Genomic DNA, 25,265 nt, shown 5'->3' with positions numbered 1-25,265 from the left:
TTTGATATTGAATGTGGATGGCTAAGAACATTACAAAGAGAAATCAAGCTAAAAGTAACTGCATAAATGCGGCGATTTCTTCGGCGAATAATTCGGAAATTACGGCTGTTGGCAGGGACGGTGTTTCTCATCTGACTATTGCTGCTCCGAGTGGAATAAGCTTTTCGCCGAAGATTGATGAAAATGCGGTTGTTCTTAAAACCGAGAGTGGCGATGTATGCGTGGGTACTATTATGGATAGAGTTAATCCGAATGATTGCCCTTTGCCCGGCGAGCTTTTTCTCTCAAATAAAAACGGTACGGCTACTATAAAGCTTATGACTGATGGTAAGATTGAAATTTGCGGAGATGTTACCATAAATGGTAAGTCTGTTTAGCGGAGGTGGAATACTTGGATTTATTGCTTGAAAATGGAGATTTGAAAAAAGATTCTGCCGGAAAGCCGATACTTATAAGCGGGTTTGATGAGCTTAAACAGCAAATTTATATAAGATTAAAAGCAAAGCTTGGAGGTTTTATATACGACCGAAAGCTTGGAAGTGAAATAACAGTCAAGACGGAAAACAGTGAGCTTATCGGACTTATCCGAAAGGCTTTGCCACAGCTTTTTGATGTGGATTTGATTTCAGCTCATATCGAAAAAGGAACTTTAAAAGCTAAATTTAATTCTGAGTTTGGGAATTTTATGCTTGAAATTCCATTTGAAGATGAGGAGGGATAAAATGAGCGAAACTTATAGTGAAATTCTTGAGAGAATGCAGAATGAATTTGAAAAAAATGCGGGTTATGTGCCTGATAATGCGTCGGATATAGGCATCAGAATGAAAACTCTTGCGGGAGAAATTTTTTCGCTTGAAAGCAGTCTTGATTTTCTTAAAAGACAGATGTTTCCTACAACCGCAACGGGCGAATATCTCGACAAACACGCAGAAATGCGAGGTCTTAAAAGAAAGCCTGCTATAAAGGCGAACGGAAAGCTTATGTTCTATGTAGAAAGACCGCTTTCGTATTCTTTTACTGTTCCGAAAGGAACGGTTTGTGCGGTGAGTGACGGAAGCCTTAGATTTGTGACAGACGAGGATACAGTTCTGCCTGTGAATGAAAGCTTTGTTATGGTTAAGGCACACGCAGAAAATGGCGGTTCAGAATATAATATTCCTGTGAATCGCGTTACTTCTATTGTAACTTACTTTTCAGAGTCCATAAGCGTTAATAACTCAAGCATATTTGGAGGCGGTGCATCAGCAGAAAGTGATGAGGCTTTGCGTAAAAGAATTGCAGAAAGCTATTATAATCCGTCAAATGGCGATAATGAGGAATATTACAGACGAATTGCCTTAGGTATTGACGGTGTATATTCTGTTGGTATAAAGCCACTTGCTCAGGGTACGGGAACTGTTGGAATTTATATTGCGGGTCGTGCGTCAAAGTGTAGTGATGAGGTCGTTTCTGCTTTACAGCAAGAAATGAATGATAAAAAGGGTATAAATATTAGCGTTTCGGTCGAAAATGCTACATTAACGGGTGTGGTAATAAAGCTGTCAATTTCTGTTAAGGACGGATATTATGCTGATGATGTTAAAGGTCGGGTTCAGAATGAAATAACCGAATATTTCAGAAAGCTTTGCGTTGGTGATGGGGTTAAATACTGCGAGCTTGGAGAGCTTATTTATCATATTGACGGTGTTAAAAATTATATTTTTGATACAAGCGTGACTAAAGAATATGAAGGCGATTGCACTAAGCTTTATACGCTTGGAGCAGTCAGCATTACTGTTGTATAGGAGGTTTTGTGGTGACTGCATATGAATCCATAAAGAATAAGCTTTCTGCGACAGGAATTTATGATATTAAGCAAGGCGGTCTTATTGATGCAGAGATAAAAGCTTATGCTGTTGTTTTGCAAACAGTTTATGATGAAGTTGATGAGCTTTTGCGTGAATGTTTTGTACAGACGGCAGAGGGCTATGGACTTGAACAGCTTGAATCTATGGCAAGAACCTATATGAATGGTGATACGCTTGAAAGCAGACGAAATAAGCTTATTAACAGGCTTCAGATAAATCCGAGCATAATAGGAAAGGACGCACTTGAAAAACAAGTTGCGTCCTTGGGATTGGAATGTAATATTACTGAAAATATTGCTGAAAGCAAGATTTATGTTGATATACTGACAGAGGTTTCTGATGATAAAAAGGAATTTCTGAAAGCTGAATTGCTTAGGTTTGCACCTTTACATCTTATTATGTGTGTGACTTTTAATGGGGGAGCTATTTAAGGTGGGTTATTAAATCGTTAGCTGGTTGCTGACAATAGAAATAAGCGGCGGACTTCGTCCACCGTTTGAGGAGAAAGAGATGTTAAGGGCGTTGCCCTTAAAACCCACGAGGGACTCCGTCCCTCGACCCTGCGAGCCTTTGAAAAGGCTCGAGCGAAACTTTTAAGTGTTTTAAAGAAGTGTGTTAGCTAATTGGTAATTTCTTCGACCGCGGCAATAAGTTTTCCTTATTTACTGCGAGCGAGACTTGTCGAGCGATTCCGCGTCTTGTCCTGTGCGGTCACGCACCGCATCTTGACGGCGGAGGCACTCCGCCTCGAGCGAAACTTTTAAGTGTCTTAAAGAAGTGTGTTAGCTAATTGGTAATTTCTTCAACCGCGGCAATAAGTTTTCCTTATTTACTGCGAGTGAGGCAAAGCCGAGCGATTCCGCGTCTTGTCCTGTGCGGTCACGCACCGCGTCTTGACGGCGGAGGCACTCCGCCTCGAGCGAAACTTTTAAGTGTCTTAGGAAGTCTTTAAGTTTTATCAAATTTAAGATGTTTAGCACCAAGCCTTTTTTAAAGCGTTTATTGCGTTGATAATATCCGTTGTGGGAATACCACCGAAGCCTAATTTAAGCTCGGTGGTATTTTTATTATCTGATTTTGAGCTTGAAAGACGAACCCCTTGATTTTTAGCAAGGGAAAGCATTTCCGCCATAGAACGATTTGTATTGAGTGAAAGTATAAAGCATAGGGCGGTTTCTTGGAGTGTTGCTTTTAATTTGAGGTCAGAGTCTGCGAAGGTGGTTTCGAGAGCTTGCATAATTAAAGAACTTTTTTCACGATATAGCTTACGCAAACGGCGAAGTCTGCGTTCAAGTTCGCCTGTTTTGATATATTCGGCAAGTGCAAGCTGTTCAATTTTTGAAGAGGTCTGGTTATAAAAGCCGTTTCTTGATTCATAGATTTTAAGCAATTCGGAAGTTAAAACCGCATAGCCTATTCTGACGGACGGTAAGAGCATTTTTGAGAATGAACCTATATAAATTACTCTCTCACTATTGGCGCTTTGCAGAGCAGGAAATGGCCGTGAGCTATATCTTAGTTCGCCGTTGTAGTCGTCTTCTATGATGATTGAATCTGTTTCTTCTGCCCATTTAAGAAGTTCTTTTCTACGGCTCATACGGATAGGCTGTCCGTTTTTATTGCATGAGGGATTTATGAATAATATGCTCGAACCGTTTTTATAAAGTTCTTCGGGAATGATTCCGTCATTGTCACTTTTGAGCTTATGAATGGAAAATCCACAATCGGCAAAAACTCTTTCGGCGAGCGGAAAACCATCTTCCTCCATAGCTGCTGTGCGTGGTTTTATTTCGGAGATAAGTCCGCAAATTATGTATAAAAGTGATTGCGTACCTGAACCAATCAGAATACGACTTCCGTCTGTAACGGCACCCCTGATTCCATGACTATAGAGTGCAAGGGCATTTCTTAGTGCAAGTTCTCCCTGTGGGTCGCCATATGAAGCTATTACATTTTTCTTTTTAAGAACATCTTTTATATGTGAACGCCAAAGCTTTATATCGGTTTCATTTCTGTCGGCAAGGTCACTTCCGAGGTCATAGAGAATGTTTTCTTTGCTCTCACGATTTACCGGCAAAATTGAGTTTGTATTTTTTATTGTGTTTTTTTGAGGGGCAGATTGAACATAGTATCCTCTCTGTGGAAGACTTTTTATATAGCCCTCGATACATAGTTGTTGATAGGCTGATTCTATTGTTGTGCGGCTGAGCTGTAAATCTTCTGATAGTTTACGAATTGAAGGGAGCTTTGCACCGATAGTAAGACTACCGTTCTCAACGGCGGAAGATATTTTGTCATATAGCTGTTGATAGAGCGGAATGGTTCCGTTTCGGTCAAGTTCGATGAAATCGTATGTCATAGTGAAATCTCCGTTTTATAAGTTTTTTTGATGGGTTACTTTAATCCTCGGCTTTGTTTTAGTTGCTCGAAGGTTATACCGTATTTTACTGCAATATCTCTTGCATAACTGGCGTTTTGTGGTGGCAATATCTGTACATGGAATGACCTGCGCCCATTTTCTATACCTGTGACAAGGCTTTCGACACGACTGTGTATCTCGGGGTCGGAATTGAAAGCATCTAAATTTCTTGCAAGGTCGTGCATATGTGTATTGTAGATTGCACGAACTCCGATATAACACATAAAGCGAACTATATCTCTCGCAAGATATACACCCTCTTCAACATTAGTTGTGGCAAGAGTTTCATTCATAAGTATGAGGGTATTTTTAGTTGAATTTTGCATAATCTCAGAAAGTCGGACAGATTCTTCGCCGAGTCTGCCGAGATCTACGGTTTTATTTTCATCAGCCGGAAAGTGCGTATAAATTGTATCGCAAGGGCTGAACCAAAATTCTGATGCAGGAACGAATATTCCGTGCTGTGCAAGAAGATACATAAGACCGACAGCTTGTGTAAAGGTAGTTTTTCCGCCACGATTAGGGCCGGTCATAATGTAGATACGGTGTTCTTCGTTAAAATCGAGGGAGTTTGTTACGATGTCGATATTTTCACCGTTGACAGCTTTTATGGCAAGTTTGAGATTATATAAGCCGTCAGTTTGAAGAACACGCTGTGAGGTTGGCAGAACCTGTGGCTTACAGATTGGAAGATTAAGATTTTGTATTTTGCGTATCAGTGATGCCCAGCGAATATAGAAAATGAGTTCGGGTGAAATTGATGTTAGAGAATAACCGCTTATATCAACATACTTACGAAGAACATCTCGAATGTCTTTGACTATTTTCTTGAGAATATTTGATACGGATTTTTCCATAGCCGCTGAAAATGGGTCGCCGCCTGTGAGCGACGATTCAATTTGAAGCGTTGAAAGTTCGGCTACATTATTTATGCTCATACCTGTAAGTGAAGCTTTTTTGTTTGTTGCGGCAGGATGAAAGCTCATACTTTCGACTTCTACACCTTCGTGAATTTCAGGGTTTTTCTTTGCGGCGAAATTCATAAAATTTTTAAGAAGTCCTGTATGAGTAAACTCGGTATCATTTAAGGATACAACTCCGGCTTCCTTTGGGCGAAGAAGATTATCAAGATTTACGCCAACAGTTACACTCTTTAGTTTTTGTGCTTTTTCAAAGGTTTCATCAATATCCTTTTTCAGTTGTGGAAAACCACTGCCGTTATATATTTCTGTTACCATAGTATAAAGTTCTCTCAGACCATCTGATTTGAGGTTGGCTTCGTCCATGGCGAGTTTCATCTGGGTTATGCATTGAATATAGTCATTTACTTCACGAAGTCGGTTGATAAGTCCCCATATTGCTGAAACTTCTGTATCTTTTTGCATACGCTTTAGTTCCCATAAGTCGTTTAGCTGTGTTAAAAGATTTTCTAAGGTTTCACACATTTTGGGGTGGTGGAGTAAATCATCGAAAATATCTATGCGGTATTTTATAACATTTTCGTCAGATACCATTTGTGAAAGAGTGCGTTTAATAATCTGTTTTTCGCTTTTTTCTTTTGTTAGAGCGTTTAAGAGGAAATCAAAGGACAAGTCGTTGCAGGCGGCTTCATCAAGAACCTTGATTTCATAGTTGCTGTCATCTGGATATAAAAGACTGAATTTTTTCATACTCGCCGTAACCTCTTCGCTTTATTATGTATAAAATAATTCTACTACTTGATACAAAAATTGTCAATTATGCTGATAAACGCAATATATTTATCAAATAAAAGACTTAAATATATAAATAAAACCATTTAAATTTTAAGACAAAATTGATTGACAATATAGAACTTAGATGATATAATCACTATTGTAAAGTTAAATATAACTTTATGAAAATATATTTTGGAGGAAAGTTAATGAAAAAAGGTTTGAAGATTGCTTCTTTGGCATTAGCATTGGCTATGGCTCTTAGCTGTGGTATGGTTGCTTCTGCTGAAGAAACTTCGCAGGAAATTCCAACACCTAAAAACTCAAAAACTGTTAAAGCTAATGGTGATGGAACATACGATGTTTCCCTTTCATTTGAGGGAAGCGTTACCCAAGAAACAAATATAAAGAATACAACAGCAGATGTAGTTTTAGTTGCAGATCGTTCCCCAAGCATGAATCGTGATGGCAAGTGGGATTCGCTTAAAAAGGCTGTTGATGTTCTTAGTAAAAAAATGCTCCCTGAGGGAACAGATAATAGGGCTTCTGTTGTTTTGTTTGAGACAGAAGTTATAAAAGTTGATTTTTTTGATTCCTACTGGACAAGTTCTGCAGAGCATTTAAAGTTTATTTTTGATAATTATGCACCTGATATAGGATATACTAATTCACCATTGGCTATTGAATATGCAGAAGAGCTTTTAGCAACTGCTCGTGATGACAGCAAAAAATATGTTATCTTTTTGAGCGACGGTAAGCCTAATCTTTACGGAGAATTTGGCAATGGTGTAGCAAAAAGAGCTATTGCTGCGGCAGAAAAGTTGAGGGCAGATTATCCTGATGCAACTGTTTATTCTGTTGGTGTTCCTGGTTGTGATGAAGACTTTATGAAAAAAATCCCGGCAAGTGATGATAACTATTTCTATGCAGATAATGCAGATGAGCTTGCAAATGTATTTGATGGCATAGCAGATGTTATTACAAAGGCGTATTCTAATGTTATTATTAGTGATTCTTTAAGTGATTATGCTGAGTATGTAAATTATGATGAAGATGGCAAGCCGATATTTGATGTTGAAGTTCGTAACGCTAATGGTGATTTAGTAGACGGTGCTAATTATGATATAGCTTATGATGCAGAAACAAAGACAGTTTCTCTTGACCTTGGTACTGAGCAGATTCCTGATAGGTGGACATATAAGCTTTCTTACACAGTAAAGCCAAATGCATATGCAGATGAGTTCTTTGCAAAGAATGGTTATGATGCAGTAGGCGATGAAAATACTGACGCTGATGGTAATGCAACAAGTTCTGGTAAAGATGGATTTAAGATAAGTAATGGTAAGATTGAATTTACCTATCGTGATGAAAGTTATAGTGTAGATTTTGCTAATCCTGTTTTTCAGGTTGAAGAAAAGCAGGAATCATCTGAATCTTCAGAACCATCTGAGCCATCAGAATCTTCGGAAGAATCATCTGAATCTTCAAAGGAAGAGTCATCAAAAACAGAATCTTCAAAGACAGAGCCTTCACAAGTTGAATCCTCTAAGCAAGAAGGCAAACCTGCTAATGATATTCCACAGACAGGTAATACTCAGAATGTAGTATTTATACTTATGGCCTTTGCTGCTTCAGCTGCTATAATTTCTGTAAAAGCATTTAAATCTAAAAAATCAAAATAAACTTAAAAGTTAAATAAATATAAAAAATCACAGCCCGCAAGAGCTGTGATTTTTGTTTTAGCTTAAATATGTACAGAGCATGGAGTTAATACCTTTATTTTTTTATTATAGGTTCGTTTCATAAACATACAAGCTATTGCTGTTGAAACTGTTTCGGCTATTAAAAATGTATACCAGACAAGGTCTGTGCTTGTATTTGAATTTTTGATGATTTCTACGAATATCCATGCAACAGGCAAGACTAATACAAGTTGGCGGAAAATTGATACGACTAAGGATTCTGTACCGCTTTCAAGAGCTTGAAAGATTCCTTGAAAAGCTATATTTGCACCAGCAAAAACAAAGCTTACGGAAATTATTCTCATAGCACTTAAACAGAGAGATTTTGTTTCGCCTGAAAGCCCAAAGATCTCTGCGAATGGTTCTGCGAAAAGCTCGAGCAAAAGTGTGCCGATAAGCATAATTGAAATAGTATAAATCATACCGAATTTTATGCCGTCTTGTATTCTTTCCTTACTTTTCATACCATGATTAAAGGATATAATCGGTGTGATAGCATCTCTTAGTCCGAATGCTGCAAAGAGCATAAATTGTTGAATTTTGTAGAAAAGTCCATATGCAGTGACGGCGGCTTCACTGAGCATACCGAGTATAATATTAAGTCCATAGGTCATAACAGACATAAGTGCCTGTGCTATTATTGCAGGCAGACCGATTGCATAAATCTCTTTGATAATCTGCCACGATGGCTTGATATACTTGCCTTTATTTGAGATTTCCTTATTTACTTTGACATGGAAAATTAAGGCGACTATGCACGAAACACATTGACCTATAACAGTTGCATAGGCAGCGCCTTTTACACCCATTTCCGGAAAACCGAGTAAGCCATAAATCATTATTGGGTCGAGAACGATATTTACGATAGCACCTGAAACCTGTGCGATAGTTGAAAACAGTGAACGACCTGTTGCTTGGAGAAGCTTCTCGAGAATTGAGAAAAATACAATGCCGAATGAGATTATACAACAAATGCTCAGGTAGTCAATAGCCATATTTTGGATAAGTTTATTAGAGGTTTGTGAACAGATGTATGCACGAACACCTGTTAAGCCAAAGATTATATAGGCAACACAAATTATTATTGCGAGGAAAAATGAATTTCCTGCAACACGATTTACTTTTTCGCTGTCACGCTGACCAAGTGCTTTTGATAAGAGTGCATTAGTGCCGACACCTGTGCCTATACTTATTGCTACCATAAGAATTTGTACAGGAAACGCAAGAGTTAAGGCATTTAGTGCAGCTTCGCCATCGTGTGACATATTAGATACGAAAGCGCTATCAACAATGTTATAAACCGCTTGGAGAACCATAGATAAAATCATAGGTACACCCATAGTTATAAGCAGTTTGTTGACTGGGACAATTCCCATTTTGTTCATTTTTGTTTTTTCCATAGGTTAAAATCTTCCTTTCTCAGAACTGATAATTTTTTGCAAAAAAATAAAGCGTAAATCCAATTCCTGGATTTACGCTTTTGCTACTCGGCAACTATGATTATATCAGAATTTTTTTGAAAATGTCAAGACGAATTTTTCACAAACTTTTTTTGTATTTATCCCTATCAGCTTCGGTAATTTTTCTTATTACACGACAAGGATTTCCTGCGGCGATAACGCCCGATGGAATATCTTTAGTAACAACACTTCCTCCGCCAATAATAGTATTATCTCCTATGGTGACGCCGGGCATAACGCAGACGCTGCCGCCAATCCAAACATTATTACCTACGGTGATTGGCAGAGCAATTTCAAAGCCTTCATTTCTTTGCTCTGCGTCAATAGCGTGTCCTGCGGTATAAAAACCGCAGTTTGGTGCGACAAAGCAATTATCTCCGAATGTTACCTTGCCCGGGTCGAGAATGACAAGATTATGGTTCGAATAGAAATTCTCACCAATCTCAATATTATAGCCATAATCACACCAGAACGACTGTTCTATCCAGAAATTCTCGCCTGTTTTTCCAAGAATTTTTTTAAGGAGAGCTTTTCTTTCTTCTGTTTGTGATGGCATAAGTCTATTATATTCAGCACATAAATTTTTGCAACGCATAAGTTCAGATTTAAGCTCTTCTCCATTGCTTTTATAAAGTAATCCGGCTTGAGCTTTTTCTTTTTCTGTCATAATAAGTTGACCTCCGTTATTAAAAAATTTTATAGTATTAACATTGTGCTTATTATATCTTTTTATGTGGGTTTCGTAAATTATAAATAAAGAGGACATCTCGTTTTTTTCGGGGTGTCCTCTCGATTTGTTTCTTAAGAAAAGAAGATTATTTTGTTTTTAATCAATTAAAGCTCAACTGGTTTAGCTTCCCAAATTGTATTAGCGTAATCTCTGATTGAACGGTCAGCTGCAAAGCGTCCTGCCTGAGCAATATTGACAAGCGACATATGGTTCCAGTGCATCGGGTCAGCATAGAGAGCAGACGCGTTTTGCTGTGCAATAGAATAATCTGAGAAATCTGCAAGAACCATATATGGGTCTTTGTTTCTGAGAGAATTTGCAATATCGTGGAATTTTCCGCCGAACTCTCTCTCAATATAATTGATAATATCCATAATTTCACGGCTATTATTATAATACTGCTGAGGATTATAACCACGGCGTTTAAGTTCATTAACTTCAGGCGTTGTCATACCAAAGAGAATGATATTATCATCGCCGACAGATTCGTGGATTTCTACATTTGCACCGTCAAGTGTGCCAAGTGTAACAGCACCGTTAATCATAAACTTCATATTACTTGTACCGGAAGCCTCTGTACCTGCAAGGGAAATCTGTTCGCTAATTTCTGCTGACGGAATAAGTTTTTCTGCAACAGATACGCGATAATCTTCAAGATAAACAACCTTCAGTTTCTTATTAACATCAGGGTCGTTATTTATTCTATTTCCAAGTTCTACGATAAACTGAATAATCTGCTTTGCAAAGTAGTAACCTGGGGCAGCCTTAGCACCAAAAATGTAAGTTTTAGGTGTAAATTCTGCGTTTGGATTTGCTTTGAGCCAGAGGTATGTGCTGAGAATATGAATAGCGTTAAGATGCTGGCGCTTATATTCGTGTAAACGCTTAACCTGTACATCGAAGATAGAATCAGGGTCAACGATAATTCCATTATTAGCCTTGATATATTCAGCCATTTTGATTTTATTTGCTTTCTTGATTGCAGCAAGTTGCTTGAGAACGCTTTCATCGTCCTTATATTTCATAAGTCCCTGAAGGGCAGAAGCGTCTGTTATAAATTTATCTCCGATAAGGTCAAGGATAAGAGTGGAAAGACCTGGGTTGGATTGATTGAGCCAGCGTCTATGAGCAATACCATTAGTAACATTCTTGAATTTTTCAGGTGTTACTTTATAGAAATCTGAGAATACAGATTCTTTGAGAATTTCACTATGAAGCTTGGAAACGCCATTTACAGAATGACCTGCAATAACAGCAAGGTTAGCCATCTTGACTATGCCGTCATTGATAACAGCCATTCTTGCGATTTGTGAGCCGTCAATGCCCTTTTCGTGCATTTCAGCACAGAAGCGTCGATTGATTTCTTCGATAATCTGATATATTCTTGGAAGCTTTCTTGCAAACATATCAACCTGCCAGCATTCAAGAGCTTCTGCCATAACCGTATGGTTTGTGTATGCGATAGAGCGTGTGACGATATCCCATGCGCTCTCCCATGAATAACCACACTCGTCAAGGAGTATACGCATAAGTTCTGGAATAGCAAGAACAGGGTGTGTATCATTAAGATGAATAGCGACAAGCTCCGGGAAGTTATCGAGAGTGCCGTATGTTCTGAGGTGTCTTCTGACGATATCCTGAATGGTAGCAGAAACAAGGAAATACTGCTGATTAAGTCTAAGGCTCTTACCTTCTGCGTGGTTATCTTCAGGATAAAGAACCTTTGTGATGACTTCTGCCATAGCATTTTGCTCCATAGCACGAATATATTCGCCACCATTGAAAAGTTTCATATCGAAGTCGTTAGATTTAGCAGCCCAAAGTCTGAGTCGGGAAACACCCTTTCCGCCGTAACCTGCAACCATCATATCATAAGGGACAGCCTCTATAGCTGTTGCATCAACATGATTGATGCTGTGGTAGCCGTCTGTCCAGCTTTCTTCAATTCTGCCATCAAAGAGGACTTTTACGCTCTTTTCCGGGTGAGATTGAAGCCATACTTGTCCGCCTGGAAGCCAACGGTCAGGAAGTTCTGTCTGCCAACCGTCAACGAGCTTTTGACGGAAGATACCAAATTCATAGCGAAGTGAATATCCCATAGCAGGATAATTCTGTGTTGCAAGACCATCGAGGAAACAAGCTGCAAGACGACCAAGACCACCATTGCCGAGACCTGCATCAGGCTCTTGCTCGTATATATTTTCAATCTTGATATTGAGTCCCTGCAAAGCCTTTGTCATAACATCAGTAAGACCGAGATTATAGAGTGTGTTCTTGAGTGAACGGCCCATAAGGAACTCCATACAGAGATAGTAAACGGTTTTTTTATTCTGAGTTTCGGCAGCATTTGTGAATGCTGTATATTCGTGGCTCATCATATCGCGAAGAATGAGAGCAACTGCTTTGTAGTAATGCTCGTCGGTAGCTTCGGTAGGAATTACTCCGAAGTTATGTGAAAGCTTGGAAACAATCATATCACGAGCTTCACTTGGTGTAAGTGTTTTTTTTATCATAATAATATCCCTCCAAAATAATGCATCTGATATAAAAAAATAACTTAGGTATAATTATATACTATTTTCAGCATAATTTCAATAAAATTTGTCATATTTACTTAAAAATTATTTGAGGTTGATAACTGTTGTACTTATATTTTTAAATATAATGATTTTATTATTATAAATTCCCATGTTTTTTCGGGATTTTGGTGTTGAATGAAAATATATTATATTTGTTGTAAAAACTATATCGTATAACAAATAATTATAATTACTATGATACTTAGTTTATGATATTTTCTTTATTGTCTGTGAATGATAAATGATTATCAATAAAAATTGTAATAGTATTCGATTCTATTATAAAAATAGGAATAAAAATATAAAATGGAAGAAAAATTTCTGACTTTTTATTAATTATACGCTTTATAATTCGACAAAAATGTATTATAATAGATTTAATTAGTCGGTGAAAAAATTTCGCCATCAGGACAGCATATAATTTAGCAGGATTTTCCCAAAAATAATAAATTGAAATGGAGGAAGTTGAAGTGTCAAAAAATAAAATTAAAGTAAAAGTTTGTGGTACAGAACTTAATATTCTTAGTGAAGATAACGAGGAATATACTCAGAAAATTGCTTCTGTTGTAGATAGAAAAATGAAGCAAACCTTAGAAGCTAATCCGAGAGTATCAATTTCTAATATTGCTATTTTGACGGCATTGGAGTTTTGTGACCTCTCTAAAAAGCTTGCTGACCAGACGGAAAATATGAAGAATCAGCTTAACGAATATCTTGAAGAGGCACAAAAGGCTCGTGAAGAAGCTGACGATGCTCGCAAAGAAACAGAAAAGCTTCGTTCTGAGATTGAAACTTTAAGACAGCGTTTGGCTGATAAGGATTCTAAAAAATCACACGAAACTACAGAACCACTTTCCGCTCCCGTAAGGCGTTCATCTCGCCGCGGAAAAAGACTTATAACAACAGAAAGTCGAGAGGAAGCCGCAGAGGATATTATGAGCTTCTTTGGTAATTCTGCTGACGATACAGAAGAAAATTCCTCAGATAATAATGCTTAAAATAGAAGTTCTTGCCCCTGCCGGAAGTCTTGAGGTTATATATCCTGCTGTAAGAATGGGAGCAAACGCAGTTTATCTCGGAGCGGATATTTTTAGTGCGAGAGGTAATGCGGGAAATTTTAATCGTGAACAGTTACTCGAGGCGGTAAAATACTGCCATGCAAGAAATGTTACGGTTCATCTTGCCTGTAATACACTTATTCATGATGATGAAATGGAATCAGCTTTGAATCTTATAAAATATGCTTGTGAAATAGGCATTGACGCTATAATTATTCAGGATATGGGTTTGGTTTCACTTATAAGAAAAGTTGCACCGAATATGGTTCTTCACGCTTCGACACAGATGTCTGTACATACCGCAGAGGCGGCAAAAATGCTATATGATATGGGCTTTGAGCGTGTTGTTCTTGCAAGAGAATTATCTAAAACTGAAATTAAAGAAATTGCTGATAAATTGAAAAATATGAATTGCCCGATAGAATTAGAAGTTTTTGTTCATGGGGCGTTATGTATGAGCGTTTCGGGGCAATGCTATATGAGTGCGATGTTGGGCGGCAGAAGCGGAAATCGTGGTTTGTGTGCTCAACCTTGCCGACTTCCCTTTGATGCAGGTGGCAACGGTCATGATTTAAGTCTGAAAGACCTTTCGCTGATAAGTAATCTTAGAGAACTCCACGAAATCGGTGTAACCTCATTTAAGATTGAAGGCAGAATGAAGCGTCCTGAATATGTTGCGGCGGCAGTTTCAGCTTGCAGACAAAGTTTAGATAAAGGCTTCGTTGATGAGGAAATTCTCGAAAGGCTTCGTGCAGTATTTTCTCGTTCTGGCTTTACTGACGGTTATTATACCGGAAAACTTGGTTCTGATATGTTCGGAACACGCTCTAAAGACGATGTGACTTCTGCTACAAATAAATTACTTACACAAATCCGTACAAGCTATAAAGATGAAATGCCGTTGGTGCCTGTTTCGTTTAAGCTTGAAGTCAAAGACGGTAAGCCGGCAAAGCTTATTGTCTGCGATAATGACGGAAATTCTGCTGAGGCAATGGGAGATATTCCGGAAGTAGCAATAAATACTCCTCTTTCGGCTGAACGCTGTGAGGGCTATTTGAATAAAACAGGCGGTACGCCGTTCTATACTGATAAGATAGAATGTATAATAGATAATGGCCTGACTTTGTCGGCAAAATCTATTAATGCTATGCGTAGAGATACGCTACAAGCATTGCTTGCAATTCGTGAAAAAGTTAATCCGATTGCATTTGAAATGCCGAATCTTCCGAAGTCAGTTACACATAATACAAAGGGTATGGGTTTTCGTGCAAAATTCTGTAAAGGAAATATTCCCGATGACTTTCTCGATTGTGAACTTATTTATGTTCCGATGTTTCTTGCAGATAGCGAAATAACTTCCCTTATGGATAGAGGTTTTGCCATTGCAGTTGAGATTCCGAGAGCAATGTTTGGCAGAGAAAATGAAATAGAAAATCGCTTGAAGGATTTGCAGAAGCTTGGTGTTTATGAGGTTCTGGCGTCAAATCTTGGAGCGGTTGCCCTTGCTAAGAAATTGGGAATGGATATTCACGGCGGTTTTGGATTGAATCTTGCGAATACAGCTGCGCTTGAATGGGCAGAATCCTTTGGTATGCTTGATGTGGAAGTTTCATTTGAATTGACGCTTGCACAAATAGCAAAGCTTGGCGGAAATATTCCGAGAGGAATAATTTCATATGGCAGACTTCCGTTAATGCTTACAAGAAATTGCCCTGTTAAAAATGACGGAAAAGGTTGTAAAAATTGCAAAACTCCACCGACAATCCGTGATCGTAAGGGAAAGGAATTTCCGATAATTTGCGACAAGCAAAGCTGTGAAATTTTGAATTGCGTACCACTTATACTTTCAGACAGACAAAACGAAATAAAGAACGTTGATTTTGAAATTCTGCATTTTAATGTTGAAAACCCTGTTGAAAGTAGTGAAAAACTCAAGGATTATGTTGAAAAAAGCACACCGAAGTCTGAATTTACCCGTGGTTTGTACTATCGTGGTTTATGTTGAAAACTTCTTAAAATAAAAATTAAATGATTTGGAGAAATAAAAATGAGCTATACTGTTAAGGTGAAAAAATTAAAAGAAAATGCCGTTGTGCCTAAGCGTGCGACAATCGGTTCGGCAGGAGCAGACCTATATGCCTGCATTGATGAGCCTGTGACCATTGAACCGGGAAGTCTTGCAATGATTCCTACCGGACTTGCAATAGAGCTTGAAAGCTCGGATTGTGCGGCATTTCTTTTTGCGAGAAGTGGTCTTGGGGTAAAGCACGGAATAACGCTCTCAAACGGCGTAGGCGTAGTTGACAGCGATTATCGTGGAGAGGTTTGCGTTGGACTTTGCAATGTTTCAAACGAAAGCTATACTATTTCCGCAGGCGAACGAATAGCACAGATGGTAATTATGCCTGTAAAGCCTGCTGAATTTGTCATAGCTGATGAACTTTCCGACACATCAAGAGGTGAAGGCGGTTTCGGCTCAACAGGAAAATGTTAAGAAATTAAAATTTTCGCTCGAGCCTTTTCAAAGGCTCGCAGTTTCCAAAGGCAGAGCCTTTGTTCGCTCTCCGCAGAGAGCGAAATACTTTATGCTTCACAAAGCGCAGGAGGGTATAAAAACATTCCAGTGGAATGTTTTTCGTAGGGAACCCTCGCAGGGGGTTCCCTGACGGAGTACCTCTATTATTAAACCCTATGTAAATACGATAAAATGAGCGAACTATGTTCGCTCATTCAAAATTGCTTTAAATATTTATATTTTGTTGGCATATAGACAGTAATTGGACAAAGGGAGAAGGAGAATATATGGGATTGTTTTCTAAGGATATTGGAATTGACCTCGGAACTGCTAATACTCTTGTTTTTATGAAGGGCAAGGGGATTGTTATGCGTGAACCGAGTGTTGTTGCGGTTGATGTAAGAACCGATACAGTCTTAGCCGTCGGAACTGCCGCAAAAGAAATGATTGGTCGTACTCCGGGTTCTATTGTTGCGGTTCGTCCGCTTAAAGATGGTGTTATTGCAGATTTTGATATTACAGCGACTATGCTGAAGCATTTTATCAGACAAACTGTAAAGCCATCTATTTTTAGTAAGCCAAAGGTTGTTGTTTGTATTCCGTCAGGCGTTACAGATGTAGAACGCAGAGCCGTTGAGGATACTGCAAGACAGGCCGGTGCGGGAGATGTAAAACTTATAGAAGAACCTATGGCTGCCGCTATTGGTGCAGGCTTGCCGGTATTTGAACCTACGGGAAGTTTGGTTGTTGATATTGGCGGCGGTACATCTGAGGTCGCTATGATTTCACTCGGAGATATTGTTACAGCTTGCTCGGTAAGGGTTGCCGGCGATAAATTCGATGAATCAATTATTCAGTATGTTAAAAAGAAATATAATCTTCTTATCGGTGAAAGAACTGCTGAGGAGATAAAAATAAAAATAGGTTCAGCTTATCCTTATGAGGGCGAGGGTGATATGCAGATTAAGGGCAGAAACCTTGTTGATGGTTTGCCGAAAAATGTTGTAATCAGTGCGGCGGAAGTAAGAGATGCCCTTGCAGACCCACTTTCTGTTATATTAGAGGCTATAAAAAGCACATTGGAGAAAACTCCGCCAGAACTTTCAGCGGATATTATCGACCATGGAATTATGCTTACCGGCGGTGGAGCTTTACTTCGTGGTTTGGATTTTCTTGTCGCTCAGGAAACAAATATGCCTGTTCATGTTGCAGAAAGACCGCTTGACTGTGTTGCCGAGGGTACGGGCAAAAGGCTTGAGATGAATATTGACGGCGACTTTTTTATGAGAAAGAAATAAATGGCTGACTAAGCTTAATTGGGTGACCATTTTATGAAAAATTTATTTTCAGGAAAAAGCTTCAAGGTTTTGCTTGGGGCTATTTCTGTTTTACTTATACTTGTCATAGTTACAGCAGGAAACAGCTCTTTTGGAACATATATTGTAAATCTTTTTACAATGCCTATGCAGAAAACCGCTGTAAATGCAGTGGATTCTGCCAAAGATACACAAAAATCTGCCGAGGAGCTTCAAGAAGAGGTTAATTCTCTTGAAGAGGAAAACCGTAAACTTCGTGATATGCTTGTTGATTATTATGACATTAAAGGACAAAATGAACAGTTTAAAAAATATTATAATCTAAAGGAAGAAAATCCCGACTATGATATTCTTCCCGCAACGGTTATAAGGCGTGACCCTAACGAGAATTTTTATGGATTTTATATAGATAAGGGTACTATTGACGGTGTAGAGCTTCATGACCCTGTTGTAACCGAAAACGGTTTGGTGGGAATGGTTTGTGAAGTTGACGCAACTACTTGTAAGGTAAGGACTATACTTTCGCCGGATATTCAGGTGGGAGTTCTTAACTCACGTACAAGCGATAGCGGAATTGTTACAGGTTCATCGAAATATGCAGACGATAATCTTTCTCTTATGACTAAAATTCCTGCACAACATGCAATGCAGGAGGGCGATATTATTGTGACATCGGGGCTTGGCGGAATTTTTCCTGAAAAAATTCGTATCGGAGAAATCAAGGAAATTAAGCTTGACGAATATGATAGTCAACCTATGGCAATAATCAAGCCATATGAGAATATACGGGAGGTAAATTCTGTTGCGGTTATAACCAATTATCTCGAAAAAGGTACTATTTCTAAGTCCGAAAGCTCAAAAGAAAACAGTAAACAAGAAAGTACAGCATCAAAACAATAATCGGGGGAATTTTCGTGGAGAGAAGATTCAGAATATTTAGATATATCATATATTCGACAGAGCTTTTGGTGCTTTTTGTTATTCAGGGAATACCAAATTTTATTCCTGAGCTTTTCGGCGGAAAACCAAGTCTTGTAATTCCTGTGGTTTTGACTATATCTATGTTTGAACCGAAATTGACTGCCTTGTGGTTTGGACTTGCTGGTGGACTTCTTACTGACATAAGCAACGGCGGAGTTATCGGCTTTTTTGCGATAATTATGACGGTGTGCTGTTATTTTATAAGTTATCTTACAAACGAACTTATTCGCACAAGGCTATCCGTTGCAATGGTGATTTCGTTTATAGTGGTAGCAATGGCATTATCACTGCATTTCCTATTTTTTTATGTTATGTGTGGATATGGCAACAACGGATATTTTTTCGTAAACCACTATATTTCAAGAATACTCTATACAATAGCACTTACTCCAATAGCTTATTATGTCAATAAGGTTCTTGCTTTAAGGGTGAGTTTGTAAATGTATCGGATATGAAAAACTTATATGTTAATTGTAGGGGCGAACTATGTTCGCCCATTGAATATTTGCTGACTAAATAACAATAAATTTTCATCACTAAACACAGTTAATTGACAGATAGTTTAAAAGGGGGAATGCAGTTATTATGGAAGAACAAAAAACAGAAAAAAAGCACAAACATGGGCGTACTGCGTTTCTTTTAATCGTTTTGCTTATTATCTTCGGAATGTTTACCGCAAGACTTGCAGATTGGCAACTTATAAATGGCAACAAGTATGATGAGATTGCAAAAACATCTACAAGCTATACGGTTGAAACTGAGGCTCTTAGAGGAGAAATCCTCGACGTTAATGGCGTAGGTTTAGCTGTCAATAGTACAGGCTATCAGGTGGTTATAGATAAACTCTATATGGAAGATGATAAGCTTAATGACACCATTCTTGCATTAATTCTTCTTATGGAAAAATGCGGTGAGAAATGGATTGACGATCTGCCTATTGTTATGGACGGCGATAACTATAAGTTTGCGGACAATATGGAGGACGAAATTGCTGAACTTAAAAGTAAGGATAACCTTAATATGAATACCTATTCTACTGCCGAAGAATGTATGAGCAAACTTAAAGAAAGTTATAAGTGCGATGGGTATTCAAAAAAGGAACAAAGAAATATTATAAGCGTTCGCTATAATATGAAAAAAATGGGTTACAACAAATCTACTCCTTATACTTTTGCAGACGAAATAAGTGCTGATACTATGGCGATTGTTTCGGAGAATTTTCAGGATATAGCAGGCGTTGATGTCAGAAATTCGACTATCAGAACGAATCCGAATGGTACGGCCGCCGCACAGATAGTTGGCGCTTATGGCGCTATTTCGAGCGAGGAATATAAGGAAAAATCAGATGATGATTATTCTCTTAATGATAAAATCGGAAAATTTGGAATAGAAAAATCGTATGAAAATCAACTTCGTGGCAAATCAGGAAGTAAAATGATTCGTGCTTCTTCAAATGGTAATGTCCTTGATGTTGTTGAAACTAAAAATGCTGAACCAGGTAATACCGTTTACCTTACGATAGATACTAAATATCAGTTACTTGCACAAAAAGCTCTTAAAGAGGCTACCAAAGAGGCACAGGACCTTGCAAAGCAAGCAGGGAAAAAACATTCCGGCGAGGATTGTATTTCCGGCTCGGTTGTAATGCTTAATGTAAAGGATTTTTCCGTTATATGTGCGGCAACATACCCGACATATGACCTTTCAAAATATTGGGAGGATTATTCTAAGATTGCTACGACAAAGGGCGACCCGCTTATAAATCGTGCCTTTCAGAGTGCATTTACACCAGGTTCTACTTTTAAGCCACTTGTTGCTTCTGCGGCTCTTGAAGAAAAGGCTATAAATAAAGGTACAAACATTACATGTACAGGAACATATGACTATTATGATGGTTTGAGAATTAACTGTATGGGCGTTCATGGCTCCATCAATGTTACAAAGGCTATTTCGGTTTCGTGTAACTATTTCTTTAATGATTTGGGCAGAAGACTTGGAATTGAAAGCATAGAAAGCTATGCTAAGCGTGTTGGATTTGGAAGTCCGACAGGCGTGGAGCTTGGAGAAGGCGAAGAAACAAGCGGTGCAATAGCTGGCCCTGAAAATAGCAAAAGCTGGGGCAGTGAATGGTATCCGGGAAATACGGTTCAGGCAGCAATAGGTCAGTCGGATACGCTTATTTCACCTATTCAACTTGCAACTTATGCGGCAACACTTGCTAATAACGGAACAAGACTTCAAACGCATATTGTCCGAAAGGTTGTCAGCTATGACCGAAAAACTGTTATATCCGAGAATGACCCGAATAATCCAACCGTTGTTGACAGTATGGGCGTAAGTGAAGAAAATCTTGCGATAGTTAAAGAGGGTATGATTAAGGCGGTAAACGAAACTTATGGTTCAGTTTTCGGAGATTTTAAGATTCAGGTTGTCGGGAAAACCGGTACGGCTGAAAATAACGGAAGTGACCACGCAAACTTTATATGTTATGCACCTGCTGATAATCCACAGGTAGCTGTAGGTGTTATGGTAGAGCATGGTGCAAAAAGTTCTGTTGCGATGAATGTTGCAAAAAAACTTCTTACTCAATATTTTAAGGATAATCCGGTTTCTACAACAAAAGAAACAAGCAAAAGTTAAGATTAAAAAGGCGGAGTGCCTCCGCAATCAAGATTCAGAATCGCTGGATATTCTGAATCTACCTGTATTCGCACTACAGTAGTTATTTTCTCCTCGTGAATTGTGATTTATCTTGCAGATGTCGAGGTTTAACACTCTTTAACATAAAAACACGCACAACCCGTAAAAAGAGTTGTGCGTGTTTTACTTTGTAAGAATATACTAATTTTTATAGGCAAAGCAGAACGACTATATTATTCGCAGAAGCCGTGTGTGCGTTCTACAACTTCGCCCTTTTTCTTGTAAATGCTTCCTTCGTGGACATATCCACGAACCATAGAGAGCGGATATATACTTGTCTTTCTGCCGATAACTGAACCAGGATTCAAAACTGAACCACAGCCGACCTCGACATAATCGCCGACCATTGCACCGAATTTCTTTAGTCCGGTTTCAACTCTGCCGTCATCTGTGATAATTGTTACAAGAGTTTTGTCGGACTTGAGATTAGATGTAATTGAGCCTGCGCCCATATGCGACCTGTATCCAAGGATAGAATCGCCAACATAGTTATAATGCGGAACTTGAGCATAGTTGAAAATAATTGAATTTTTCAATTCTGTTGAATTGCCTATAACTGCACCTTCTCCGATAATAACAGAACCTCTGATAAATGCACAATGTCTTATTTCAGCATTTGCACAAACTATTAAAGGACCTGTCAGATAAGCACTGTCATAAACTTTTGCGGATTTGGCAATCCAGATATTTTCACCACGCTTTTCATATTCGTTCGGGTCGAGTGTTTCACCGAGAGCGATAATAAAATCGCTGATTTTCGGCAAAACCTCCCACGGATACTTTACACCGTCAAAAAGTGGTTTAGCAATGGTTTGGTCAAAATCAAGAAGCGAGCTTGCTTCAAGATAACTATACATACAATACACCCTCTAAAAAATTATTATTCAAAATCGTAAAAAGCCCATTCGTCATCATCAAATTTTCCGGCGAAAAAGCGTATCTCTTTATCTCCGCTTGTAACGCTATAAGATGAAAAAGCATAAGGCTTTTTTGTATCAGGTTCAAGCACAACAGCACATTCACCAAAGCTGTGCCACGGATACTTGAAAACATCAACGCCATTTATGCAAAAGCGTCCTTTAGATGCTCTGCCAAGAAATTCGTGCTGTTTCAATTAAAATTCACCTCAATTAGCCACAATCCCAATTATATACTACATCATCGAATTTACAATTCTTTAAATCTTCAGGTTTGATAAAGAAGTTAGCAACACCCAAATCGCCCCAAAGAGTTACAAATTTTTTGCCGTTTGTTTCGGAATCAATCTGCAATAGCAAGGTGCTGTATTCACGAGTTTCCTCGTCATATTCTCTTGGGTCGCTCTGAGTAAAGAACGGATATCCGCCCATTCTATGACCAGTTTCTTCAATTTCATATAATACTTTTTCAGTGACTTCGTCTGGCATATCAAAAAACTCTTCATAGTCTGAGCCTGTTTCTTCATTATAAAGCTTTGTGAAGGTTTCATCAAACTTATAATCACTACAAGTCATATATTGCTCTTGAATCTCAAAGCTAAGCTTTAAAGGAGTATCTATTGGAGAATAAATCTCATCGCCCTTACTTTTATCAATGTAATCTTTGATAATTGGTGCTTTCTGCTGGTTTTCTGGGTTTTTGTCAACATCAGCGTGATAGAAGATTTTATAATCTTCTTGATTTGTTGGATTGTCAAAATCAGCACCATATAAATCGCTGGTAGGATTTATGAAAATCTGTAAAATTCCCTTTTCCGGGAAGTTTTCAAAATTAGGAACTTCCTCAAAATTTATCTGTGCTAAAAGTATCATAGGGATTTGAGTACCCCTTTGATTATAATTTTCTGTATGAGGATATTCAAAATCCTTTGGGAGATAAGGTGTTCCTCCGAAGCTACTTTCAAAAGGATCTGTTTCACTCTCCGTTGTATTGATTCCAATGCACTGAGTTTTTGTTATTTCTTTAAACTTTGCGATAATCTCGTCAATTTCAGGCATATTAGCACCTCTTTATTTTTTCTTTATATTTATAATTTCTTCAATGAGCCTTGCTGTTCCCTCTATGCCAAGAAAGGCACTGTTTATGCATAAATCGTAATTGTTAAAATCGCTCCATTTTGTGTCGGCATAGTAATTATAATAGTTGGCTCTGGTTTTGTCTTTTTTAGCGATAAAAGCATTTACGGAATTTTCGTCGATTCCCTCGACAGTTATAGCACGCTCTCTGCGAAAATCAAAATCTGCATAAATAAAAATTTTGATACAGTTCTTATTATCCTTGAGAACATAGTCTGCACATCTTCCAACGATAATACAATCATCGTTGGCATATTCTTTGATGAGCTTTTGTTGTGCGATGAAAACTCTGTCGTTTATAGGTAACTGGGCAGTGCCGGAGAATCCGTGTACAATGCTTGAAGCACCGAGAGAAAGTGAATAAAGCAAGCTGCTTGCCGCTTTTTCATCAACTTCCTTGAGAATATCCGGGCTTATACCGCTCATTTCAGCAGCTTTATAGATAAGCTCTTTATCATAAAACTTAAAACCAAGTTTTTCTGCAAGTTTTTGTCCGATTTCGTGTCCGCCACTGGCGAATTGTCTTGATATTGTAATAACCATAAGTACAGCTCCTTTCGGTAAATATAACATAATTTTACGCAATCAGGAATAATTTTATGCTAATTTATTATAACAGTGTCTTGCTTATAATGTCAAGAGAATAGTTTATTTATGAGCTATACTAATTAAATTTCTTTTGTGGATTTATAACTTTTTAGCAGCGGTAAGCCCCATATATAGTGCGTGAGATGAGGCAAGATAACGGATAAGCTCTCGTTCCTCTGAAAAACCTCTGCTTAAAAGTAACTTTTTAACATCGCTGTAATTATCGCTGTCTACTGCTACATATACTAAACCAACAGGCTTTTCATCTGTTCCTCCATTTGGACCTGCTATTCCGGTAGTGGATATGCCAATATCCGCACCGGAAATTCTGCGAACTCCCTTAGCCATTTCTAAAGCAGTTTCAGCACTATATTCGGTAAAAGTATCAAGAGTTTCTTGTGATACTCCTAAAACGCTGTGCTTTATATTATTTGAGTATGAGCAAACACCACACTCGAAAACTTCGGATGAACCTGAAACTTCGGTTATACGCTTTGATACAAGACCGCCTGTAATACTTTCAGCAGTTGCAATTTTGAGATTTTTTTCGTGTAAGGTTTTTACTAGAGCTGTTTGAAGATTGCCGACATCTATTCCATAGATATATTCATTACCGATAATTTCACGAACTTTTTCTATTACAGGCTCTATCATTTCGTAGCCTTTTTCAGTGCTTTCTGCGGAGGCAGTCACTCTGAGAAGTACCTCGCCATCTTTTGCATATGGTGCAAGAGTAGGATTTTCAAGACTATTCATAAGGTCTTTAAGTTTGCTTTCTACGACAGATTCGCCTATATTAAATATATGTATTGTTCTTGAAACTAATGTTTTGCCTGTATATTTTTTGAGAATTGGTGCAAGCTCATTATCAAACATAGGACGCATTTCTCTTGGCGGACCGGGAAGAAGTGCAAGAAACTTGCCATTATTCTCTGCAAGTATACCGGGGGCAGTGCCAAAGCCATTTTTAAGTACAACAGCACCTTTTGGAATAAGGGCTTGCTTTCGGTTGTTATCGGTCATTATGCGGTTAATTTTTTTAAAATATTCCTTTATATGCTGAAGTTCTTCGGCATTTTCTTCCATAGGAAGTCCGAGAACTTCTGCGGCTGTTTCCTTTGTTAAATCGTCACAAGTAGGTCCAAGACCTCCTGTTGTGATGACGAGGTCGCAACGGGAAAGTGCTTCTTTTAGGCTTGCTTTTAGTCTTTCCGGATTATCGCCAACAACGGCTTGATGATAAACATTTATTCCAAGTTTTGCAAGTTCTTTTGCGAGATATACTGCGTTGGTATTTACTATATCACCGAGCAAAAGCTCAGTTCCAACACATAAAATTTCAGCTTTCATAAAATATTCCTCCTATGTTAAGGGCTTTGCCCTTAAAACCCACAAGGGACTCCGTCCCTTGACCCTGCAAGCCTTTGAAAAGGCTTGAGCGAAACTTTTGACCTAAAAAATTCAGACGCGAATAACAAGCTGCAATTTAACAAAAAAGTAAAATGCGTCTTGACGGCGGAGGCACTCCGCCTTGAGCGAAACTTTTGACTTAAAAAATTAAGACGCGAATAATAAACTACAA

Annotated in this window: 22 protein-coding genes; 12 read left to right on the top strand and 10 right to left on the bottom strand. The window is 38.4% G+C overall.

The window, feature by feature from the left end:
• The first annotated feature begins 11 nt into the window (after window positions 1-11).
• The 4 genes from ACLU24_RS01055 to ACLU24_RS01040 are packed head-to-tail and all read left to right on the top strand — an operon-like array spanning window position 12 to window position 2,278.
• Entirely contained in the window at window positions 12-377 is a 366-nt protein-coding gene (locus tag ACLU24_RS01055; RefSeq protein ID WP_412609612.1) for a hypothetical protein, read from the top strand.
• 14 nt (window positions 378-391) lie between these two features.
• Window positions 392-721 (top strand): hypothetical protein, encoded by a 330-nt coding sequence (locus ACLU24_RS01050; RefSeq protein WP_412609610.1) that lies wholly within the window; start codon window positions 392-394, stop codon window positions 719-721.
• A gap of 1 nt (window position 722) precedes the next feature.
• Entirely contained in the window at window positions 723-1,784 is a 1,062-nt protein-coding gene (locus tag ACLU24_RS01045) for a baseplate J/gp47 family protein (protein ID WP_412609607.1), read from the top strand.
• A gap of 11 nt (window positions 1,785-1,795) precedes the next feature.
• Window positions 1,796-2,278, top strand: a complete 483-nt coding sequence (locus ACLU24_RS01040) for a putative phage tail protein (protein ID WP_412609604.1) — start codon at window positions 1,796-1,798, stop codon at window positions 2,276-2,278.
• A gap of 542 nt (window positions 2,279-2,820) precedes the next feature.
• On the opposite strand, the gene pdxR is transcribed toward ACLU24_RS01040, so the two are convergent.
• Together pdxR and ACLU24_RS01030 are read right to left on the bottom strand one after the other, a co-directional pair.
• Window positions 2,821-4,206, bottom strand: coding sequence for a MocR-like pyridoxine biosynthesis transcription factor PdxR (gene pdxR, locus ACLU24_RS01035; protein ID WP_412609601.1), 1,386 nt, complete (start codon window positions 4,204-4,206; stop codon window positions 2,821-2,823).
• Between the two features lie 35 nt (window positions 4,207-4,241).
• Complete coding sequence (locus ACLU24_RS01030; protein WP_412609598.1) at window positions 4,242-5,936, bottom strand: MutS-related protein; 1,695 nt, start codon at window positions 5,934-5,936, stop codon at window positions 4,242-4,244.
• A 233-nt stretch (window positions 5,937-6,169) separates the two neighbouring features.
• Between ACLU24_RS01030 and ACLU24_RS01025 the strand changes: the two genes are divergently transcribed.
• Window positions 6,170-7,642, top strand: a complete 1,473-nt coding sequence (locus tag ACLU24_RS01025; RefSeq protein ID WP_412609595.1) for a vWA domain-containing protein — start codon at window positions 6,170-6,172, stop codon at window positions 7,640-7,642.
• Between the two features lie 62 nt (window positions 7,643-7,704).
• Here the strand turns inward: ACLU24_RS01025 and ACLU24_RS01020 are convergent, their stop codons facing one another.
• The 3 genes from ACLU24_RS01020 to ACLU24_RS01010 form a co-directional block, all read right to left on the bottom strand.
• Window positions 7,705-9,102, bottom strand: coding sequence for an MATE family efflux transporter (locus ACLU24_RS01020; RefSeq protein WP_412609593.1), 1,398 nt, complete (start codon window positions 9,100-9,102; stop codon window positions 7,705-7,707).
• A gap of 139 nt (window positions 9,103-9,241) precedes the next feature.
• Window positions 9,242-9,829, bottom strand: coding sequence for a sugar O-acetyltransferase (locus ACLU24_RS01015; RefSeq protein WP_412609591.1), 588 nt, complete (start codon window positions 9,827-9,829; stop codon window positions 9,242-9,244).
• Between the two features lie 167 nt (window positions 9,830-9,996).
• A complete protein-coding gene (locus ACLU24_RS01010) occupies window positions 9,997-12,405 on the bottom strand; it encodes a glycogen/starch/alpha-glucan phosphorylase (protein ID WP_412609589.1) in 2,409 nt (802 codons plus the stop codon).
• Between the two features lie 536 nt (window positions 12,406-12,941).
• Between ACLU24_RS01010 and ACLU24_RS01005 the strand changes: the two genes are divergently transcribed.
• From ACLU24_RS01005 to ACLU24_RS00975, 7 genes are all read left to right on the top strand, one after another.
• Window positions 12,942-13,469 (top strand): cell division protein ZapA, encoded by a 528-nt coding sequence (locus ACLU24_RS01005; RefSeq protein ID WP_412609586.1) that lies wholly within the window; start codon window positions 12,942-12,944, stop codon window positions 13,467-13,469.
• Window positions 13,417-15,534, top strand: a complete 2,118-nt coding sequence (locus tag ACLU24_RS01000; RefSeq protein WP_412609583.1) for a U32 family peptidase — start codon at window positions 13,417-13,419, stop codon at window positions 15,532-15,534. Before ACLU24_RS01005 ends, ACLU24_RS01000 begins: the two co-directional genes overlap by 53 nt.
• A 42-nt stretch (window positions 15,535-15,576) precedes the next feature.
• Window positions 15,577-16,023 (top strand): dUTP diphosphatase, encoded by a 447-nt coding sequence (gene dut / locus ACLU24_RS00995; protein ID WP_412609580.1) that lies wholly within the window; start codon window positions 15,577-15,579, stop codon window positions 16,021-16,023.
• A 314-nt stretch (window positions 16,024-16,337) separates the two neighbouring features.
• On the top strand, window positions 16,338-17,342 hold the full coding sequence (locus ACLU24_RS00990; RefSeq protein WP_412609974.1) for a rod shape-determining protein: 1,005 nt from the start codon (window positions 16,338-16,340) through the stop codon (window positions 17,340-17,342).
• 33 nt (window positions 17,343-17,375) lie between these two features.
• Window positions 17,376-18,260, top strand: coding sequence for a rod shape-determining protein MreC (gene mreC, locus ACLU24_RS00985; RefSeq protein ID WP_412609577.1), 885 nt, complete (start codon window positions 17,376-17,378; stop codon window positions 18,258-18,260).
• 14 nt (window positions 18,261-18,274) lie between these two features.
• Complete coding sequence (gene mreD / locus ACLU24_RS00980) at window positions 18,275-18,781, top strand: rod shape-determining protein MreD (RefSeq protein WP_412609574.1); 507 nt, start codon at window positions 18,275-18,277, stop codon at window positions 18,779-18,781.
• Between the two features lie 145 nt (window positions 18,782-18,926).
• On the top strand, window positions 18,927-20,981 hold the full coding sequence (locus tag ACLU24_RS00975) for a penicillin-binding transpeptidase domain-containing protein (RefSeq protein WP_412609571.1): 2,055 nt from the start codon (window positions 18,927-18,929) through the stop codon (window positions 20,979-20,981).
• 233 nt (window positions 20,982-21,214) lie between these two features.
• Here ACLU24_RS00975 and ACLU24_RS00970 read toward each other — a convergent pair whose 3' ends face one another.
• The 5 genes from ACLU24_RS00970 to ACLU24_RS00950 all read right to left on the bottom strand — a co-directional run bounded on the left by ACLU24_RS00970 (window position 21,215) and on the right by ACLU24_RS00950 (window position 25,033).
• On the bottom strand, window positions 21,215-21,898 hold the full coding sequence (locus tag ACLU24_RS00970) for an acyltransferase (RefSeq protein WP_412609569.1): 684 nt from the start codon (window positions 21,896-21,898) through the stop codon (window positions 21,215-21,217).
• Window positions 21,899-21,921: 23 nt separating this feature from the next.
• Complete coding sequence (locus ACLU24_RS00965; RefSeq protein ID WP_022264423.1) at window positions 21,922-22,155, bottom strand: hypothetical protein; 234 nt, start codon at window positions 22,153-22,155, stop codon at window positions 21,922-21,924.
• 16 nt (window positions 22,156-22,171) lie between these two features.
• The gene (locus ACLU24_RS00960) at window positions 22,172-23,017 is read right to left on the bottom strand and encodes a YwqG family protein (protein ID WP_412609566.1); all 846 of its coding nucleotides are present in this window, start codon (window positions 23,015-23,017) and stop codon (window positions 22,172-22,174) included.
• A gap of 12 nt (window positions 23,018-23,029) precedes the next feature.
• Window positions 23,030-23,638 carry a cytidylate kinase-like family protein gene (locus ACLU24_RS00955; protein ID WP_412609564.1) on the bottom strand — a complete coding sequence of 203 codons (609 nt, stop codon included), beginning with the start codon at window positions 23,636-23,638 and terminating at the stop codon, window positions 23,030-23,032.
• A gap of 144 nt (window positions 23,639-23,782) precedes the next feature.
• Entirely contained in the window at window positions 23,783-25,033 is a 1,251-nt protein-coding gene (locus ACLU24_RS00950) for a competence/damage-inducible protein A (RefSeq protein ID WP_412609562.1), read from the bottom strand.
• Between the last annotated feature and the right edge of the window lie 232 nt (window positions 25,034-25,265).

The organism is Pseudoruminococcus sp. (assembly GCF_047012705.1).
GTDB lineage: Bacteria > Bacillota > Clostridia > Oscillospirales > Acutalibacteraceae > Pseudoruminococcus.
Note: the sequence above shows the minus strand (reverse complement) of the source record. Positions and strands in the feature narration are given on the sequence as shown.